Annotated in this window: 16 protein-coding genes; 9 read left to right on the top strand and 7 right to left on the bottom strand. The window is 76.3% G+C overall.

Annotated elements, in window-relative coordinates; genetic code table 11:
• The first annotated feature begins 89 nt into the window (after nt 1-89).
• Both metF and O7625_RS28910 read left to right on the top strand, forming a co-directional pair.
• The gene (metF, locus tag O7625_RS28915) at nt 90-1,007 is read left to right on the top strand and encodes a methylenetetrahydrofolate reductase [NAD(P)H] (protein WP_067301893.1); all 918 of its coding nucleotides are present in this window, start codon (nt 90-92) and stop codon (nt 1,005-1,007) included.
• A 44-nt stretch (nt 1,008-1,051) separates the two neighbouring features.
• Nucleotides 1,052-1,741, top strand: coding sequence for a CDP-alcohol phosphatidyltransferase family protein (locus tag O7625_RS28910; RefSeq protein WP_067301891.1), 690 nt, complete (start codon nt 1,052-1,054; stop codon nt 1,739-1,741).
• 49 nt (nt 1,742-1,790) lie between these two features.
• Here O7625_RS28910 and crtI read toward each other — a convergent pair whose 3' ends face one another.
• The 6 genes from crtI to O7625_RS28880 form a co-directional block, all read right to left on the bottom strand.
• Nucleotides 1,791-3,278 carry a phytoene desaturase family protein gene (gene crtI / locus O7625_RS28905; RefSeq protein ID WP_282343006.1) on the bottom strand — a complete coding sequence of 496 codons (1,488 nt, stop codon included), beginning with the start codon at nt 3,276-3,278 and terminating at the stop codon, nt 1,791-1,793.
• A gap of 10 nt (nt 3,279-3,288) precedes the next feature.
• Nucleotides 3,289-4,419 (bottom strand): glycosyltransferase family A protein, encoded by a 1,131-nt coding sequence (locus O7625_RS28900; protein WP_282343005.1) that lies wholly within the window; start codon nt 4,417-4,419, stop codon nt 3,289-3,291.
• A 94-nt stretch (nt 4,420-4,513) separates the two neighbouring features.
• Nucleotides 4,514-5,392 (bottom strand): carotenoid biosynthesis protein, encoded by an 879-nt coding sequence (locus tag O7625_RS28895; protein WP_282343003.1) that lies wholly within the window; start codon nt 5,390-5,392, stop codon nt 4,514-4,516.
• Nucleotides 5,389-5,958: a GNAT family N-acetyltransferase gene (locus O7625_RS28890; protein ID WP_282343000.1), complete on the bottom strand. Its 570-nt coding sequence runs from the start codon at nt 5,956-5,958 to the stop codon at nt 5,389-5,391. Before O7625_RS28890 ends, O7625_RS28895 begins: the two co-directional genes overlap by 4 nt.
• Before the next feature lie 10 nt (nt 5,959-5,968).
• Nucleotides 5,969-6,688 (bottom strand): monooxygenase, encoded by a 720-nt coding sequence (locus O7625_RS28885; protein WP_282342998.1) that lies wholly within the window; start codon nt 6,686-6,688, stop codon nt 5,969-5,971.
• Complete coding sequence (locus O7625_RS28880; protein WP_282342996.1) at nt 6,685-7,173, bottom strand: YbaK/EbsC family protein; 489 nt, start codon at nt 7,171-7,173, stop codon at nt 6,685-6,687. The genes O7625_RS28885 and O7625_RS28880 overlap by 4 nt, the downstream gene beginning before the upstream one ends.
• A 609-nt stretch (nt 7,174-7,782) precedes the next feature.
• Between O7625_RS28880 and O7625_RS28875 the strand changes: the two genes are divergently transcribed.
• The 3 genes from O7625_RS28875 to O7625_RS28865 all read left to right on the top strand — a co-directional run bounded on the left by O7625_RS28875 (nt 7,783) and on the right by O7625_RS28865 (nt 10,943).
• Nucleotides 7,783-8,232, top strand: a complete 450-nt coding sequence (locus O7625_RS28875; RefSeq protein WP_067301872.1) for an SAV_6107 family HEPN domain-containing protein — start codon at nt 7,783-7,785, stop codon at nt 8,230-8,232.
• A gap of 144 nt (nt 8,233-8,376) precedes the next feature.
• Nucleotides 8,377-9,114: a hypothetical protein gene (locus tag O7625_RS28870; protein WP_067301869.1), complete on the top strand. Its 738-nt coding sequence runs from the start codon at nt 8,377-8,379 to the stop codon at nt 9,112-9,114.
• Nucleotides 9,115-9,134: 20 nt separating this feature from the next.
• Nucleotides 9,135-10,943 carry a DNA polymerase Y family protein gene (locus O7625_RS28865; RefSeq protein ID WP_282347127.1) on the top strand — a complete coding sequence of 603 codons (1,809 nt, stop codon included), beginning with the start codon at nt 9,135-9,137 and terminating at the stop codon, nt 10,941-10,943.
• Nucleotides 10,944-11,128: 185 nt separating this feature from the next.
• Here the strand turns inward: O7625_RS28865 and O7625_RS28860 are convergent, their stop codons facing one another.
• Nucleotides 11,129-11,473 carry a hypothetical protein gene (locus tag O7625_RS28860; protein WP_282342991.1) on the bottom strand — a complete coding sequence of 115 codons (345 nt, stop codon included), beginning with the start codon at nt 11,471-11,473 and terminating at the stop codon, nt 11,129-11,131.
• On the opposite strand from O7625_RS28860, the gene O7625_RS28855 reads away from it, so the two are divergent.
• The 4 genes from O7625_RS28855 (at nt 11,462) to O7625_RS28840 (ending at nt 17,237) form a co-directional block, all read left to right on the top strand.
• Nucleotides 11,462-14,968, top strand: coding sequence for an error-prone DNA polymerase (locus O7625_RS28855; protein WP_282342989.1), 3,507 nt, complete (start codon nt 11,462-11,464; stop codon nt 14,966-14,968). The genes O7625_RS28860 and O7625_RS28855 overlap by 12 nt on opposite strands.
• Nucleotides 14,969-15,059: 91 nt before the next feature.
• Complete coding sequence (locus O7625_RS28850) at nt 15,060-15,239, top strand: hypothetical protein (protein WP_067301863.1); 180 nt, start codon at nt 15,060-15,062, stop codon at nt 15,237-15,239.
• A 43-nt stretch (nt 15,240-15,282) separates the two neighbouring features.
• Nucleotides 15,283-16,053 carry a methyltransferase domain-containing protein gene (locus O7625_RS28845; RefSeq protein ID WP_067301928.1) on the top strand — a complete coding sequence of 257 codons (771 nt, stop codon included), beginning with the start codon at nt 15,283-15,285 and terminating at the stop codon, nt 16,051-16,053.
• Nucleotides 16,050-17,237: a nucleotide pyrophosphatase/phosphodiesterase family protein gene (locus tag O7625_RS28840; protein ID WP_282342987.1), complete on the top strand. Its 1,188-nt coding sequence runs from the start codon at nt 16,050-16,052 to the stop codon at nt 17,235-17,237. Before O7625_RS28845 ends, O7625_RS28840 begins: the two co-directional genes overlap by 4 nt.
• The last annotated feature ends 79 nt before the right edge of the window (nt 17,238-17,316 follow it).

Here is a 17,316-nt window from a genome sequence, read left to right as displayed (position 1 = left end):
GCGGGTGGGACGTCGGTCGGCTCGGCGAGTGTCGATGTTCTGGTGGGAAGTACGTGAAGCCGGGCGGCAACGCCCGCTAGAGTCGACACGTGGCGCTCGGTCTTCCCTCCGTCCTCCCCAATCCCCAGCCGGCGATCGGGGAGCTGATCCGCGACCGCCAGCCGACGTTCTCGTTCGAGTTCTTCCCGCCCAAGACGGCGCAGGGCGAGCAGCTGCTCTGGCAGACCATCCGCGAGCTGGAGCCGTTGCGCCCGTCGTTCGTGTCGATCACCTACGGCGCGGGCGGTTCGACCCGGGACACCACCGTCGCGGTGACCGAGCGGATCGCCACCGAGACCACGTTGCTGCCGATGGCGCACCTGACCGCCGTCAACCACTCGGTCGCCGAGCTGCGCAACGTGATCGGGCGACTGGCCGGGGTGGGGGTCCGCAACGTGCTCGCCGTGCGTGGTGACCCGCCCGGCGACCCGGGCGGGGAGTGGATCCGCCACCCCGAGGGCGTCGACTACGCCGAGGACCTGGTCCGGCTGGTCCGCGACGCCGGTGACTTCAGCGTCGGGGTGGCCGCCTTCCCCTACAAGCATCCCCGGTCGGTCGACGTCGAGAGCGACACCGCGCACTTCGTCCGCAAGTGCCGGGCCGGCGCGGAGTTCGCCATCACCCAGATGTTCTTCGACGCCGACGACTACCTGCGGCTGCGCGACCGGGTGGCGGCGGCCGGCTGTGACACGCCGATCCTGGCCGGGGTGATGCCGGTGACCCAGATCGGCACCATCGAACGCTCGGTGCAGCTGTCCGGGGCGCCCTTCCCGCCCGCGCTGGCCGAGCGGTTCGCGCGGGTCGCCGACGACCCGGAGGCGGTCCGCCGGCTCGGCATCGAGCAGGCCAGCGAGATGTGCGCCCGGCTGCTCGACGAGGGGGTGCCCGGTATCCACTTCATCACCCTCAACCGCTCACCCGCGACCCGGGAGGTGTGGCGCAGCCTGCGGGCCGACGCCCGGGTGTGAACGCGCTGACCCCGACACCTCGACCACACCGCGGCGGTTGACCGATGGTGGGCACACAGCTGAACTGGAACGAGTACGCGACCGCCTGGGCCCGGTTGCACGGCGGTTTCGACCCCCGGGCCGCCGCGCCGGTGGTCCGTGCCTGGCTGCGCTTCGCCTACCACGTCGGTTACGTACTGGGCCGGCTGCGGGTCACCCCGACCGCGGTGACCGTCGGCGGGGTGCTGCTCTGCCTGTGCGTACCGCTGTTCAGCGTCCGGTCGGCCCAGGGGGCGATCGTGGGGGCGCTGTTCGTGTTGCTCGCCTCGGTCGCCGACAGTGTGGACGGGGCGGTGGCGGTCGCCACCGGCCGGACCACCCGGCTCGGCTACGTCTACGACTCGGTCGCCGACCGGCTCGGCGAGATCGCCTGGCTGGTGGCGTTCTGGCTGGTCGGCGCGCCGGGGGCGCTGGTGGTCGCGGCCGGCGCGCTGTCCTGGCTGCACGAGTACGTCCGGGCCCGCGCGGTCGCCGCCGGGATGCGGGAGATCGGCGCGGTCACCGTGGGGGAGCGGCCCACCCGGGTCTGCGTCGCCCTGGTCGGGCTGCTGCTGGCCGGGCTGACCGGGCTGATCGACCTGGACCTGTCCGCCGGCACCATCACCATGGCCACCGCCGTCTGGCTGCTGCTGGCCGGCTTCGGCCTCGGCCAGCTCCTCTCCACCGTCCGCCGCGCCCTGCTCGACGCCGGCTGACCCGCCCGCGCCCGGGGCGCGGCCCGGGCGGGCCATGGGGCGGGGATTTCTACCAGGCGGGGCCGATCTCGTCGGCGACGATCTGGGCGGACAGGGTGACCATCGGCAGGCCGCCGCCGGGGTGGCTGGAGCCGCCGACCAGCCACAGCCCGTGCACCGGCCCCCGGTTGGCGGGGCGGAGCAGCCCACCCGCCGTACCGTAGATCGACCCGCCGGGCGCGGCGGTCGCGGCGTCCAGGTCGGCCGGGGTGCGGATCTCGCGGAACAGCAGCCGGTCCCGCACGTCGACCCCCCGCTCGGCGAGTACGTCGAGGATCCGGTCGGCGTACGCGTCGGCGAGCCCCGGCCGACGCCAGTCGACCGCATCCGGGGCGGTGCCGTGGCGGGCGGCGTTGACCAGCACGAACCACGCCTCGTGCCCGGCCGGGCGGACCATCGGGTCGTCGGCCACGGTGACGAAGACCGTCGGGTCGGTCGCCGGCCGGGCCCGGATCCCCCGCCCCGGGTCGCCGAAGACGGCGTCGAACTCGGCGTCGTAGTCGCCGGGGAAGAAGACGGTGTGGTGGGCGAGCCCGGAGTCGCCGCGTACCCCGAGCAGCAGCACGAAACCGGCCAGGCTGCGGTCGGTCAGCGCGGCCAGCCGGCGCGGGTGGGGCAGGAGGTCCCGGTAGACGGTGAGCGCGTCGGCGTTGGCGACCACCACGTCGGCGGGGACGGGCGCGTGGACCCCGGCGAGGCGTACCCCGTGCACCCGGCCCCCGGCGGCGTCGATCCGGGTGACCGTCTCCCCGGTGCGGACCGTCACGCCCAGGTCCAGGCAGCGGGAGAGCAGCGCGTCGGCCAGGGTGCCCAGCCCACCGCGCAGGTACCAGCCGCCGAAGGTCAGCTCGGCGTAGGGGACGGCCACCAGCGCGGCCGGGGCGCGACGCGGATCCGCGCCGGTGTAGGTGGCGTAGCGGTCCAGCAGCATCCGCAGCCGGGGGTCCGACAGGTGGCTGCGGCCCAGCCCGCGCAGGGTGCGGCCGGGGCCGATCGCGGCCAGGTCACCCAGCCGCCAGGCCAGCGCGGCCAGGTCCCGCGGCGAGTCGACGGTACGCCGCAGGATGTCCCGGTGTGAGGCCGTCCACACCCGGGCGGCCCGCCGCCACAGCCGTTGCCAGTCGGCGGCGGACCGGTCGCCGAGGGCGACGCCGATCCGGGCGGCGAACTCGTCCGGGTCGGCGCACGAGTCGAGGACCGGCCCGCCACCGGGGAAGACGTGCCGCACGATCGGGTCCAGCGGGGTCAGGTCGAGGTACTCGTCGAGCTTCGCCCCGGTCGCCTCGAACAGGTCGTGGAAGACCTGCGGCAGGGTGAGCAGGCTCGGCCCGGTGTCGAAGTGGAAGCTGCCCGCCGGGGTGTGCCGGACGTACCGGCCGAGCTTGCCGCCGACGGTGCCGGACCGCTCGAAGACGGTCACCTCGTGCCCGCTGACGGCCAGCCGGGCGGCGGTGGCCAACCCGCCCACGCCGGCGCCGATGACCACGATCCGCGCCATGCCGCGCCTCCTAGCTGACCGGGCGGCCCCGCCAGGACAGGCGACGCCGCTTCCGCAGATGGTACGACCGCAGGGTCAGCCAACCGAGCACCACGACCGACACGGGGTGGGCCAGCGCGTCGGGCCAGGCCCGGCCGCCGGTGGCGTGGGCGCTGCGCACCCGGCCGGCGACTCCGGCGGCGTACCCGGTCAGGGCCAGCCCGGCGGCCGGCGGCGAACCCGCCACCAGCGCCGCCACCGCCAGCAGCGGCGGCGCGGTGTAGAGCAGCAGCAGCGCGGCGACCACCGCCGCGGCGGCCGCCGGGTGGCCGAAGGTGGCCCAGAGCGACTTGGTGTAGCCGTCGCGCAGCTGCGGCCAGGTCTCGTACATCCGGCAGGCGGCCAGCCGGGAGCCGTCGGCCAGCGCGATCCGGCCGCCGGCGCGCTTCACCGCCCGCGCCAGCTCGATGTCCTCCAGCACCCGGTCGGCGACGGCGGCGTGCCCGCCGGCCCGCTCGTAGCCGGCCCGGTCCACCAGCAGGAACTGCCCCCCGGCCGCGGCCAGCGACGGCCGCGCCGAGCGTTCCATCGCGCGCAGCGGCAGGAAGGTCAGCCACAACCACTGCAACAGCGGCTGCACCAGCCGGTCACCGACCGTCCGCACCAGAATCCTCGGGTACGCCGACAGCAGCGTCGCCCGCGCCGCCCGCAGCTCGGTCACCGCCGCCGCCACCGCGTACGGGGTGAGCACCACGTCGGCGTCGACGAAGGCGTACACGGTGGCGGTCGGGTCGGCGTGCCCGGCGAGCTGGTGGCAGGCGTGCGGTTTGCCCAGCCAGCCCGGTGGCGGGGTGACCCCGGTGCGCAGGGTGACCCGGGGGTCGTCGCCGACGACCGCGCGGACCACCTCGGCGGTGCCATCGGTCGAGCCGTCGTCGAGCACCACGATCCGCAGGTCGGGCACCCCCTGCTGGGCGAGCAGCGCGCGCAGGCACGGGGTGACCCGGTCGGCCTCGTCGCGCAGCGGGAGCAGCACCGCCACCGCCTCGTCGACCCCGACCGGCCCGTCGGCGGGCCGGCGCAGCCAGTACCGGGCGTTGACCCAGGTGTGTGTGGTCAGTGCGGTCACCGCGACGGCCAGCACGAGCGCGACGACGGTCACCGCCCCTTCACCGACCAGGCCGGGTGCGGTCGGTGCCGTCCCGGCGTCGGGTGCCAGCACGGTGGCGGGGCGGGTCGGCCGGGCCGGGTGCCGCTCATGCCGGGGTGTCGACGCCGGGCCGGTCCGGCACCGGCCGGTCGGCGGGCCGTCGGCGGGCGCGTAGCAGGGTCACCGCCAGCGGCACCGCCACGGCCGCCATGCCGACCGCACCCCAGACCGCCGAGGCGGGCAGCCGGAGGAAGACCGCGTGCGCCAGCACGCTGGAGAAGTACGTCCACAGGTAGAGCGCGAACATCGGGTCGTCGCGGGAGCCGGTGACCGCGGCGGACGGCCCGGCCAGCGGGCGCAGCGCGCTCATCAGCAGCACCGCGAAGAGCAGCCAGCCCAGGTAGTTGCTGACCGGGATGCCGGGCAGGCCGGGCAGGGCCGGGGTGGCGTCGCGCCACACCCAGTAGCCCTCGGCCACCATCTGCGGGTCGAGGAAGAGGTCCCAGCCGGCCAGTCCGACGGTGGCCAGCGCCACCCGCCCGGCGTGCCCCACCCACCGGGGCGTCGCGGTGCCGGCGGCGGGTGCCCGGCCGGCGGGCGTGGTCAGCCTGCCGGTGGGCGTGGTCAGCCGGACGGCGGCCAGCCAGGCGGGCCAGGCCATCCAGGTCCAGGCCAGTGGGATGATCAACGGCACCCCGGCCAGCTTCGGCCCCAACTCGCCGGAGTAGTCGTAGCTGCCGAACGGGAAGCCGGTGGCCACCCCGAGCGCCTCGATCGCGAACCCGCCGCCGGTGGCCACCGCGACCAGCGCCACCGCCGCCCGGGCGCCCCGGGTGAGCAGCGCGTGCCCCACCGAGAGCAGGTAACCGAGGACGACCGTGGCCACGGTGAGCCGGGCCCGGGTGCCGCCGGTGGTGAGCGGATAGCAGATCTGGGCCAGCACCAGGACGGCCAGCAGCAGCCAGGGGACGTGCCGGCGGGTCATGGTGTGGCCGGGCCGGACGTGCCGGGGCGGGGCAGCGGCAGGTCCCGGCCGAGCACCCCGAACGGCCGTTCGTCACCGGGGAACCGGAAGTGCCGCAGCACGTCGACGAAGCCGAACCGCCGGTACAGCCGCCAGGCCCGCGACGTCCGCTCGTCGGCCTCCGGGGTGGACAGCAGGGTGGTGCCGCCCTCAGCGAGGCTGAGCAGGGCGGTGAGCTGCCGGGCGCCCACGCCGTGCCCCTGCGCGGCCGGCCGGACGTGCAGCTCGACCACCTCGAAGCAGTGGGTCAGCCAGCGCTGCCGGGCGTCCGGGTCCAGCGCCCGGAAGACCTGGTCGTGCCACCACTGTCCACCCGCACCGAGGTAGCCGTAGCCGAAGCCGGCCAGGTGGCCCTCGGTGGTGAGGCTGGCGACGGCGCGGAACCCGGGCCGGCGGGCGTGGGTGGCGATGTAGCCGCGCCGGGCCTCCAGCAGGTCGCTGCGGTAGCCCATCGCCTCCCCGTAGACCGTGACCACGTCGTCGAGCCGCCGGACGAGATCCTCCGGCGTCCACCGCACCAACCTCATGCGCGTCCTCTCACGGTTGCGGGTCACCCTCGGCGACCCAGCCCAGCACCGACCGGTCGCCGACCACGGCGCGCACCTCGAAGCGCGCGAACAACTCCTCCGCGTACCACCCTTCGGTGGGGGTGCGGGTGATCGCCGCCCGGTGCTCCGGGTGACGGTACGCGAACGCCACGAGGTCCGTCGGGTCGCGCCACACGCTGACCGTGCCCTGCCAGCCGAGCGGCGCCTCGCCGACGCCGAACCGGGCGAGCAGCCCCGGCGCGGCGTGCAGCGCGGCGGCGACCGGGGGGACGGCCCGCCAGAAGGTGAGCGCCCGGCGGGGACGCAACCGGGCCCGGGTCAGCGCCAGCACCGGCCCGTCGACCCGGCCGCCCGCCGGCTCGCCGAACGGCCGCCGGCCCGACCACTCGCCCCGGCTGGTCACCGGGCGCAGCTCCAGCCGGGCCGAGGCGCGGGCGATCCGGGCCCAGGAGCGGCCCACCGGGGAGGCGTCGAAGCCGGCCGCCGCGGCGGGGGAGTCCCACACCACCAGCGCGGCCCACCGGGTCAGGTCGGCGTCCCCCGGGCCGAAGCCGGTGCCGGTCCCGGTGCCGAGCAGCTTGCCGAACCGTACGCCGGGGGTGCGCCGCAGCCGCCACGGATGCCGGGCCATCCGGGTCAACGCCCGGCCCACGGCGGCCCGGGGCACCCGCCACACGTGCAGGGTGACGAGCTCCGGGGTGGTGTTCACGCCACCTCGGCGGGAGTGCCGCCGGTGATCCGCAGCAGCTCCGGGTAGGTGGTGGGGAAGACGGCCTGCGGTACGCCACCGGCGGCCCATACCTCGGGGTGGCCGGCCAGGGCGGTGTCGACCAGGGTGCGCAGCGGCCCGGGGTGGCCGACCGGGGCGACCCCGCCGATCACCTGCCCGGTGTGCTCCCGGACGAACTCGGGGGTGGCCCGGCGCAGGTGGGTCACCCCGAGGTGGGCGGCCAGGCCGGCGGTGTCCACCCGGTGCGCGCCGGAGGTGAGCACCAGCAGCGGGGTGCCGTCGGCGTCGAAGACCAGCGAGTTGGCGATCGCGCCGACGTGGACGCCGAGCGCGGCGGCCGCCGCGGCGGCGGTGTGCACCGCCTCGGGCAGCAACCGGACCCGGCTGGGGGAGTCGGACCCGTCCCGCGCGCCCGCGTCGTCGAGCGCCCGCTGCACCGCCTGCACGTTCGGGTGTGACTGCATGGGGCCATTCTCCCCGGTGCCGTCGGTGCTGCGGCAGCCGGTCCCGGTCGAGCGCCCCGCATCCGGCCGCACCCCCACCGGCGGGCAGTCCGGTGCTCCTGTTCCGCGCCGGCCGGTCCCGCACCGCGCCATGCCGGGCTATCCGGTCCGTGCGCCCGCGCCGCACGGTCCGGTTCCGCCGCTGCCGGGTGCGGGCGGGGCTCCAACCTGGCACGCCGTACGCCACCGTTGCGTTTTCGTCGGGGGCAGGGTGTACTGTCAGAGCAGTTAGAACGAGTGTTCGATTCACTCGCACACCCGTTCCAACGCCCCCGGGGGCGGTGTTTCGCGGCGCCGACCCGGGCAGGTGCGGTTTCGCGGACCGCACCGGGGTTCCGGGCAGTCGCGAGCCCGGTCCCGTCAAGGCAGGTCGTCGCCCGCCGCCCACGACCCCCGGGCGGCGGGCGACGAACCCGCCGGTTCGCCGGCCGGGTGTGGTGTGGGGAAGCGTCCACACCCGGCCGGCCCCCATCGGTGCGCCTTCCTCCGCACCACCCGCCCCGGGCGTCGCGCCGGTGGAGTCCCTCCACCGTGCGTTCCGCCCGACCCGGTCACGCGGAGGAGACAGTCATGCCGACCAACCCGGCCCAGGCGCCGACGGTGCCCGCGCACGTGCTGCCGCACCGCACCCCGACCCAACTCCTCGCGGTGGCCCGACGAGGGCTGGCCGAGGCCGCCCAGACCCGCCCCGACGGGTTGCGTTACGCCGCCGCCCACCTGGCCGCGCTGCGCGCCGCCGCCGCCCTGCTGGCGGCCCGCGCCCGGCCCGCGCCCAGCCGGCGACGCCGGATCACCAGCGTCTGGGTGCTGCTCGCCAGCGTCGCCCCCGAGCTGGACGAGTGGTCCCGGCACTTCGCCGCCGCCGCCGGCAAGCGGGCCGCCGCCGAGGCCGGCATACCCCGGGTGGTGAACGCCCGGGAGGCCGACGACCTGCTCCGGGCCGCCGAGCAGTTCGTGGCGGTGGTGGAGCAGGCCCTCGGCCTGACCCACCAGCCCGCCCTCGACGGCCTCGCCGCCTGACCCGCTTCGCCGGTCGGGTCGGCGGGGCCGCGGCCGGCTCGCCACCCGGGGGAAACAGCTGACCCGGCCGCGTCCCGGTCCCCGCCGGCCCGCTGTCCGACGCACAACCTGATCCGAGTAACGACACGACGGGGGGCTGGTCCGATGGCGGGCCGCATGGTGGTCGGTTCCGCCGCACTGGCCGCTCTGGTGCGTCCGGCGAGCGCGCCGGACCCGACGGGCGGCCACCGGGTGCTCCCGGTGGCACCCGAGCTGACCGGCCTGCTGCCGCACCGGGGGCTACGCCGGGGCAGCACGGTCGCCGTCACCACCGGTCAGCCCCGGCACAGTGGTGGCACCTCCCTGGTGCTGGCGTTGCTCGCCGAGGCGTCCCGGGCCGGGTCGTGGTGCGCGGTCGTCGGGGTGCCCACCTTCGGTGCCGGTGCCGCCGCCGAGGCCGGCATCGCCCTGGACCGCCTGGCCCTGGTGCCCCATCCCGGCCCGGAATGGCCCACCGTGGTCGCCGCCCTGATCGACGGGGTCGACGTGGTGGTGACCGCCGTGCCGCACGCCGTCTCCGCCCCGGTCGCCGACCGGTTGGCTGCGCGGGCACGGCAACGCGGCTGCGTGCTCGTGCCGTACGGTCGCTGGGCCGGTGCGGACGTCACCCTCCAGGTGGTCCGGGGGGTCTGGGCGGGGCTCGGTCCGGGCCGGGGCCGGCTGCGCCGCCGGGAGGTCACCGTGTCGGCCCGCGGGCGCGGGGCGGCGGCCCGCCCGAAGGAGATCACCATGTGGTTGCCCGGGGACGGGTCCACCCGGATCATCCCGCGGGCCGGGTCGACCGGCCCGTCCGGGTCCACCGCCGGGGCCCGGCCGGGCGGGTTGGCCGTGGTCGGGCCGTGACCCGTACGCCGGTACGCACCATGCTGCTCTGGTGCCCGGACTGGCCGGTGCTCGCCGTCGAGATCGTCGACGGGGTACCCGCCACCGGCCCGGTGGCCGTGCTGCACGCCAACCGGGTGGTGGCCTGTTCGGCGCCGGCCCGCGCCGTCGGGGTGCGCCGGGGCCTACGCCGACGGGAGGCGCAGGGGCGCTGCCCTTCGCTGACCGTCGTGGACCACGACCCCGGTCGGGACGCCCGTGCCTTCGAACCGGTCGTCGCCGCGGTCGAGGAGGTCGTCGCCGCGGTCGAGGTGGTCCGCCCCGGCGTCTGTGCGTTCGCCGCCCGAGGACCCGCCCGCCACCTCGGCGGTGAGGAGGCCGCCGCCGAACGGATCGTGGAACAGGTCGCCCAGGCCTGCGCGGTGGAGAGCCAGATCGGCATCGCCGACGGGGTCTTCGCCGCCGGTCTCGCCGCGCGGACCGGGCAGGTGGTGCCCCCGGGCGGCACGCCGGGATTCCTGGCCGGGCTGCCCGTCGAGGCGGTCGGCCGACCGGCGCTGGCCGACCTGCTGCGCCGGCTCGGCGTACGGACCCTGGGCGACTTCGCCGCGCTGCCCGCCGGTGACGTGCTGGCCCGGTTCGGCTTCGACGGGGCGCTCGCCCACCGGCTCGCCGCCGGGTACGACCACCGGCCGCTCGCCGTCCGGCAGCCGCCCGCCGACCTGACGGTCACCGCCCACCACGACGAGCCCCTCGACCGGGTCGACGCGGCGGCCTTCGCGGCCCGGATGCTGGCCGAGCGGCTGCACGACCGGCTGGCGGGGCACGGGCTGGCCTGTACCCGGCTCGGCATCGAGGCGGTCACCGCGCACGGCCAGGAACTGCACCGGGTGTGGCGGCACGACGGGCTGCTCACCGCCGCCGCCATCGCCGACCGGGTGCGCTGGCAGCTCGACGGCTGGCTCTCCGGCAGCACCGGTCGACCCGGTGCCCGCCCGGCCCGACCCACCGCCGGAATCGTCCGGCTGCGGCTGATCCCCGACGGGCTGCTGGCCCGGGGTGGGCTGCAACCCGGCCTGTGGGGGGAGGCCGGTGCGGAACGGGACCGGGCGCACCGGGCGTTGAGCCGGGTGCAGGGCATCCTCGGCCCGGAGGCGGTGGTCACCGCCGTGCTGGGCGGCGGCCGGTCCCCGGCCGACCAGACCCGTCTGGTCCCGTGGGGCGACGAACGACTGCCCACCCGCCCCGGCCCGCCCCCGTTGCCGGACACACTCCCGCTGCCGGACGTATCCCCACGGCGGGGTGTGTCCCCGCTGCCGGACGTGCCCTCACGATCGGGCGTGTCTCCACGGCCGGGCCTGTCTCCACGGGTGGACATGTCGCCAAGGGCGGGCCTGTCTTCACGGCCGGGCCTGTCTCCACGGCCGGGCCTGTCTTCACGGCCGGGCCTGCCTCCGCTGCCGGGCCTGTCTTCACGGGCGGGCCTGTCTTCACGGGCGGTGGCGGGTGGGCTGCCTGCGGCGCCGCCCTGGCCGGGACGGCTGCCGCCGCCCGCGCCGGCCGTGGTGCTGTCCGTTCCGCTCGCCGCGACCGTGCACGACGCCGCCGGGGAGCCGGTGGTGGTCAGCGCACGGCTGGTGGTCAGCGGCGCCCCCGCCCGACTCTGTGTCGGCGGTAGCGACCCGGCGGAGATCGTCGGCTGGTCCGGTCCGTGGCCGCTGGACGAACGGTGGTGGGTGCCCACCGAGGCCCATCGCCGGGCCCGGTTCCAGGTCTGCCTGGCCGACGGCGCCGCCCTCCTGCTGGCCGTCCAGGCGGGCCGGTGGCTGGTGGAGGCGATCTATGACTGACCGGTTGTCTGGTCCGCGTCGGGCTGCGTCGGGTTGGTCTGGGTCGGATCGTGTCGCGTCGGGTTGGGTTGGTCCGGACCGGACCGGGCCGCGTCGGGTTGGGTTGGTCCGGGCCGGGGCGCGTCGGGTTGGTCCGGGCCTCAGGGTTGTTTCCTCATGATGAGTGGTATGCCGCTGAGGCATATTTATGCCTCAGCGGCATACCACTCATCGGAGAAACCACTCCTGTCGGCGGTGACCCTGCCGCGCCACGCGCCCTGCGCCGCAGGAGCGACCCGCCGCGTCAGGGCGGCGCGCACCGTGAGGGCGGCGCGCACCGTGAGGGCGGCGCGCACCGTGAGGGCGGCGTGCACCGTGAGGGCGGCGTGCACCGTGAGGGCGGCGTGCACTGTTGGGGCGGGGGCGGGCTGCACCGACAGGGTGGCCTGCACCGACAGGGTGGCCTGCACCGTGGGGGCGGCCTGTGCCGTGAGGGCGGCCTGTGCCGCGGGGACGGCGGGCACGGCGGGGGCGGCCGGATGAGCTTCCATAATCCGAAGCTGCCCTGGTCGGAGCTGGAGCGGGTGCTGTCCGGACGCCCCGCCGACGGCAGCGCGGGCGACCGTTTCCTGGACGGAGGTTCCCCCGGCGAGCGTTCCCCGGGTGACCGGTTCCAGGACGGTGGGCCTCGGGGCGGCCGGTTCCAGAACGGCGGGCCTCGGGGCGGGCGGTCCCGGGAGGACGGGCCGGATGGCCGGCGGCGGACGGACCGGCACCTGCACGTGGTGGATCCACTCGCCGACGCCGACGGTGGCGACTCGCCGGCCTGGAGCCGGCACCGCGAGCGGTACACGCCTGTCGGGCTGACCCGACCGGACGGCGCGGTGCCCTACGCCGAGTTGCACGCGCACACCAACTTCAGCTTCCTCGACGGGGCGAGTCATCCGGAGGAACTGGCCGAGGAGGCCGTCCGGTTGGGGTTGACCGCGCTCGCCGTGACCGACCACGACGGGTTCTACGGGGTGGTCCGGTTCGCCGAGGCGGCCGGTGCGCTAGGCCTGCCGACGGTCTTCGGCGCGGAGCTGTCGCTGGGGCTGCCCGGCCCGCAGCAGGGCGAACCGGACCCGCTGGGCCGGCACCTGCTGGTGCTGGCCCACGGCCACGAGGGGTACGCCCGACTCGCGTCGGTCATCTCGCGGGCCCAGCTACGCGGCGGGGAGAAGGGTCGCCCGGTCTACGGCGACCTGGAGGAGCTCGCCGCCGAGCTGCGGGACCACGTGCTGGTGCTGACCGGCTGCCGCAAGGGGCACGTGCCGGCGGCGCTGCTCACCGAGGGGGTCGACGCGGCGGCCCGGGAGCTGGACCGGCTCACCGCGCTGTTCGGCGCGGAGACGGTGGCGGTGGAGCTGACCGACCACGGGCACCCGGTCGACGCCGACCGTAACGACGCCCTCGCCGAGCTGGCCGCCGCCACCGGGCTACCCACCGTGGCCAGCAACAACGTGCACTACTCCAGCCCGGGGCGGCGACGGCTGGCGACCACCCTGGCCGCCGTACGGGCCCGGCGCAGCCTGGACGAGATCGACGGCTGGCTGCCCGCCGCGGCCACCGCCCACCTGCGCAGCGGCGCGGAGATGGCGGCCCGGTTCGCCGGGTACCCGGGTGCGGTGTCCCGGGCCGCCGAGTTCGGCGCGGAACTCGCCTTCGACCTGCACCTGGTCGCGCCCCGGCTGCCGGCGTACCCGGTGCCGGCGGGGCACACCGAGATGAGCTGGCTGCGTCACCTCACGATGGCCGGGGCACACGAGCGCTACGGCCCGCCCGGGGCGCACCCGGAGGCGTACGGGCAGCTGGAACACGAGCTGCGGATGATCGACGAGCTGGGCTTCCCCGGCTACTTCCTGGTGGTCTACGACATCGTGGCGTTCTGCCGCGCGCAGGACATCTACTGCCAGGGCCGGGGTTCGGCGGCCAACTCGGCGGTCTGCTACGCGCTGCGGATCACCAACGTGGACGCGGTACGGCACCGGCTGCTGTTCGAGCGGTTCCTCGCCCCGGAACGCGACGGGCCACCCGACATCGACGTGGACATCGAGTCCGACCGGCGGGAGGAGGTGATCCAGCACGTCTACGCCCGGTACGGCCGGGAGCACACCGCCCAGGTCGCCAACGTCATCTCGTACCGGCCCCGGTCGGCGGTGCGGGACGTGGCGAAGGCGTTCGGCTACTCGCCCGGGCAGCAGGACGCCTGGAGCAAACAGATCGACCGCTGGGGCTCGGTCGCGGCGGTGGACGTCGAGGGCATCCCCGAGCAGGTGGTGGCGTACGCCGACGAGTTGCAGACGTTCCCCCGGCACCTGGGCATCCACTCCGGTGGCATGGTGATCTGCGACCGGCCGGTGATCGAGGTGTGCCCGGTGGAGTGGGGGCGGATGCCCGGCCGCAGCGTGCTCCAGTGGGACAAGGACGACTGCGCGGCCGTCGGGCTGGTCAAGTTCGACCTGCTCGGCCTGGGCATGCTCTCCGCCCTGCACTACGGGTACGACCTGATCGGCCAGAGCCTCGACCTGGGCGACATGACGCTGGACGACCCCGAGGTCTACGAGATGCTCTGCCGGGCCGACTCGGTGGGGGTGTTCCAGGTGGAGAGCCGCGCCCAGATGGCCACCCTGCCCCGGTTGAAACCGCGCGAGTTCTACGACCTGGTGGTGGAGGTGGCGCTGATCCGGCCCGGCCCGATCCAGGGCGGCTCGGTGCACCCGTACATCCGGCGCAAGAACGGCCAGGAGCCGGTGACGTACCCGCACCCGCTGATGCGCAACGCGCTGGAGAAGACCCTCGGCGTGCCGCTGTTCCAGGAGCAGCTCATGCAGCTCGCCATCGACCTGGCCGGCTTCGACGCCGCCGGAGCCGACCAGTTGCGCCGGGCGATGGGGGCGAAACGGTCGGTACAGCGGATGGCGCAGCTCGCCGACCGGCTCTACGCCGGGATGGCCGAGCGGGGGATCACCGGCGAGCTGGCCGACGACGTCTACCGCAAGCTCACCGCGTTCGCCAGCTACGGCTTCCCGGAGAGCCACGCGATGAGCTTCGCCTACCTGGTGTACGCCAGCTCGTGGCTCAAGCGCCATCATCCGGCGGCGTTCCTGGCCGCCCTGCTCAACGCCCAGCCGATGGGGTTCTATGCGCCGCAGACCCTGGTCGACGACGCCCGGCGGCACGGCGTCGAGGTCCGCCGGCCGGACGTCAACGCCAGCGGGGCGGGGGCGGTGCTGGAGTCCACGCCGGAAACGCGCTGGGGGAGCGTGCCGGGGGAGCCGCCGCACGCCTGGGGGCTGGGCGGGCCGGCGGTCCGGCTCGGGCTGGGCGGGGTCCGTACCCTCGGGGACGGGGTGGCCGAGCGGATCGAGGCGGAGCGGACGGCGCACGGGACGTACCGGGACATGCCGGATCTGGCCCGGCGGGTCGGTCTCACCGCGGGTCAGTTGGAGGCGCTGGCCACCGCGGACGCCTTCGCCTGTTTCGGGCTGACCCGGCGGCAGGCGCTCTGGGCGGCCGGCGCGGCGGCCCAGGACCGGCCGGGCCGGCTGCCCGGCACGGTGACCGGCGCGGCGGCCCCCACCCTGCCCGGGATGGAGGCGGTGGACCGGCTGGTCGCCGACGTGTGGGCCACTGGGTTGTCCCCGGAGAGCCACCCGGCCCGGTTCCTCCGGGACCGGCTCGACGCGCTGGGCGCGGTGCCGATCGCCCGGCTGGGTGGGGTGGAGTCGGGTCGGCGGGTCCGGGTCGGCGGGATCGTCACCCACCGGCAGCGGCCGGCGACGGCCGGCGGGGTCACCTTCCTCAACCTGGAGGACGAGACCGGGATGCTCAACGTCACGTGTTCGCCGGGGCTGTGGCAGCGTTACCGGCGGGTCGCCCGTACCAGCGCCGCCCTCGTGGTCCGTGGCCTGCTGCAGCGGCACGAGGGGGTCACCAACCTCACCGCCGACCGGCTGGACCCGATCACGCCGCCGGTCGCGCCGGCCTCCCGCGACTTCCGATGAGTGATCCACATTACGGTTTTCCGGCCCGGAAAACGGGAGACTTCCGGCACGCGCCGGCAGAGCGGCCCGCGCGTGGCAAGGGGGATGACCAGTGACGATGGACAGTACGTACACCGGTGGACTGGCGAACGCCCGGCGCACCCGGCTGGGGGCCGGTTGGACGCCCGCCCAGGACGCCGAGCCGCGGGAGTACCAGGTGACCGAGGGTCCGGTGGCCAACGACCGCCGGTCCCGCGCCGAGGAGGACCCGGCCGGCGGCGGGGAGATCTGAGCCGGCGGCGTCGGCACCGCCAGCGGGGGGTCGGGTGGCGCGGGTGACTAGGCTCGACCGGGTGGAGCAGAGCACCCGAGGCCGGTTCGCCGGGCCGCCGCTGACCCCCCGTACCGCCGTCGTCTGGTCGGTGCTCGCCGCCGAACTGGACCGGCGGGCCGACGTCGAGCTGTCCGTGCTCGACGTGGGTGGCGGCACGGGCGGGTTCGCCGTGCCGCTGGCCCAGGCCGGTCACCGGGTGACCGTGGTCGACGCCAGCCCTGACGCGCTCGCCGCGCTCACCCGCCGGGCCGCCGAGGCCGGGGTCGCCGACCGGGTACGCGCCGTGCAGGGCGACGGCGACGCGCTGACCGGCCTGGTCGAACCGGCCTCCGTCGACCTGGTGCTGTGCCATTCGGTGCTGGAGGTGGTCGACGACCCGGGTCCGGTGGCGACCGCGCTGGCCGGCGCGCTGCGCCCCGGGGGCGCGGCGAGTGTGCTGGTCCCCGGGCGGGCGGCCGCCGTGCTGGGCCGGGCGATGAACGGCCAGATGGAGGTCGCCGCCGCGCTGGTCGCCGCCGCCGACGGGGCCGCCGGCCCCCGGGACACCCTGCGCCGCCGGTTCGACGCCGGGGAGGCCGCCGCGCTGCTGAGTGCCGCCGGCCTCACCGTGGAGGAGATCCACGGGGTACGCGTCCTGGCCGACCTGCTGCCCGCCAGCGTCGCCGACGCCCAGCCGGGTGCCCTGGTGGAGCTGGAACGGGCGCTGGCCGGGCGCCCGCCGTACCGGGACCTCGCCGCCCAGCTGCACCTCTTCGCCCGCCGGCCGGCATGACCGGCGTGCCCCGCAGTGGCCTGCCCGCGCCTCCCGCCGATCCGCTGGCGGTGGTGCCGCCGCGCTACGGCGGGGGCAGCCTGGCCGACGTGCTGCCCAGCGCGTTGGCCGTGCTCGGTGTGCCGGGCGCGGCCGACCTGCTCGGGCTCGCGCCGGGCCTGGCCGGGGTACGGCGGATCGCGGTCTTGCTGGTCGACGGCCTCGGGTGGTACCAGCTCCCCACCGCCGCCCGGTACGCCCCGACCCTGACCGGGCTGGCCGCGACGGTGGGCCGCCCGCTGACCTCGGGGTTCCCCTCCACCACCCCGACCAGCCTGGTCACCCTGGGCGCGGGGGCGGCCCCCGGGGCGCACGGCGTGCTCGGCTTCACCGTCCGGGTGCCCGGCACCGACCGGGTGCTCAACCACATCGACTGGAACGGCGACCCGGATCCGCTGCACTGGCAGCCGGTGCGGACCCAGTGGCAGCGCGCCCGTGCCGCCGGGGTCGCGGTGACCGTGGTGAGCCGCCCCGAGTACGCCGGCAGCGGGCTCACCCTGGCCGCCAACCGGGGCGGCGACTACCGGGGGGCCGCCGGGGTGGACGCCCTGGCCCGGACGATGCTGGCGGCGCTGGCCGCCGGGACCGGCCCCACCCTGGTCTCCGGCTACCACCCCGACCTGGACCGGCACGGGCACCTGAGCGGGGTCGACTCGGCACCGTGGCGGATCGCCGCCGCCGGGGTGGACGGCCTGCTGGCCCGGCTCGTCGACGGGCTGCCGCCGGATGCCGCGCTGCTGGTCACCGCCGACCACGGCCAGCTCGACGTGCCCGCGGAGCACCGTTTCGACCTGGACACCGACCTGCGGCTACGGGCCGGGATACGGGTGGTCGCCGGTGAGCCCCGGGTGCGGTACCTGCACGTCGAGCCGGGTGCGGTGGACGACGTGCTGGCCACCTGGTCGGCGGTGCTCGGCCCGGCGGCCCGGGTGACCACCCGCGAGGAGCTGGTGGCCGAGGGCTGGTTCGGCCCGGTCGACGAGGACCACCTGCACCGGGTCGGCGACGTGGTGGTGACCTGCCGGGGCACGTACGCGGTGCTGGCCACCCGCTCCGAGCCGCCGGCGGCGTCCCGGCTGGTGGCGTACCACGGGGCGGACACGGCGGCGGAGATGACCGTGCCGCTGCTGGTGGTGCGGGGCTGACGGTCGGCCCGCCCGGCCGCCGGCTGCGTGGCGCGGCGTCGCGTGACCCGGCTGCCGGGCCAGGTGTCGTACCGGGCGG

It is taken from the genome of Micromonospora sp. WMMD714 (assembly GCF_029581315.1).
Lineage (GTDB): Bacteria > Actinomycetota > Actinomycetes > Mycobacteriales > Micromonosporaceae > Micromonospora > Micromonospora rifamycinica.
This window is presented reverse-complemented; position numbering and strand designations above follow the sequence as displayed.

Coding starts and splice junctions, on each gene's coding strand:
- O7625_RS28870 (WP_067301869.1), top strand. CDS start 8,377: ATGGCGGGCCGCATGGTGGTCGGTTCCGCCGCACTGGCCGCTCTGGTG.
- O7625_RS28860 (WP_282342991.1), bottom strand. CDS start 11,473: ATGGAAGCTCATCCGGCCGCCCCCGCCGTGCCCGCCGTCCCCGCGGCA.
- O7625_RS28865 (WP_282347127.1), top strand. CDS start 9,135: ATGCTGCTCTGGTGCCCGGACTGGCCGGTGCTCGCCGTCGAGATCGTC.
- O7625_RS28840 (WP_282342987.1), top strand. CDS start 16,050: ATGACCGGCGTGCCCCGCAGTGGCCTGCCCGCGCCTCCCGCCGATCCG.
- O7625_RS28875 (WP_067301872.1), top strand. CDS start 7,783: ATGCCGACCAACCCGGCCCAGGCGCCGACGGTGCCCGCGCACGTGCTG.
- O7625_RS28855 (WP_282342989.1), top strand. CDS start 11,462: ATGAGCTTCCATAATCCGAAGCTGCCCTGGTCGGAGCTGGAGCGGGTG.
- O7625_RS28890 (WP_282343000.1), bottom strand. CDS start 5,958: ATGAGGTTGGTGCGGTGGACGCCGGAGGATCTCGTCCGGCGGCTCGAC.
- O7625_RS28880 (WP_282342996.1), bottom strand. CDS start 7,173: ATGCAGTCACACCCGAACGTGCAGGCGGTGCAGCGGGCGCTCGACGAC.
- O7625_RS28895 (WP_282343003.1), bottom strand. CDS start 5,392: ATGACCCGCCGGCACGTCCCCTGGCTGCTGCTGGCCGTCCTGGTGCTG.
- crtI (WP_282343006.1), bottom strand. CDS start 3,278: ATGGCGCGGATCGTGGTCATCGGCGCCGGCGTGGGCGGGTTGGCCACC.
- O7625_RS28910 (WP_067301891.1), top strand. CDS start 1,052: ATGGTGGGCACACAGCTGAACTGGAACGAGTACGCGACCGCCTGGGCC.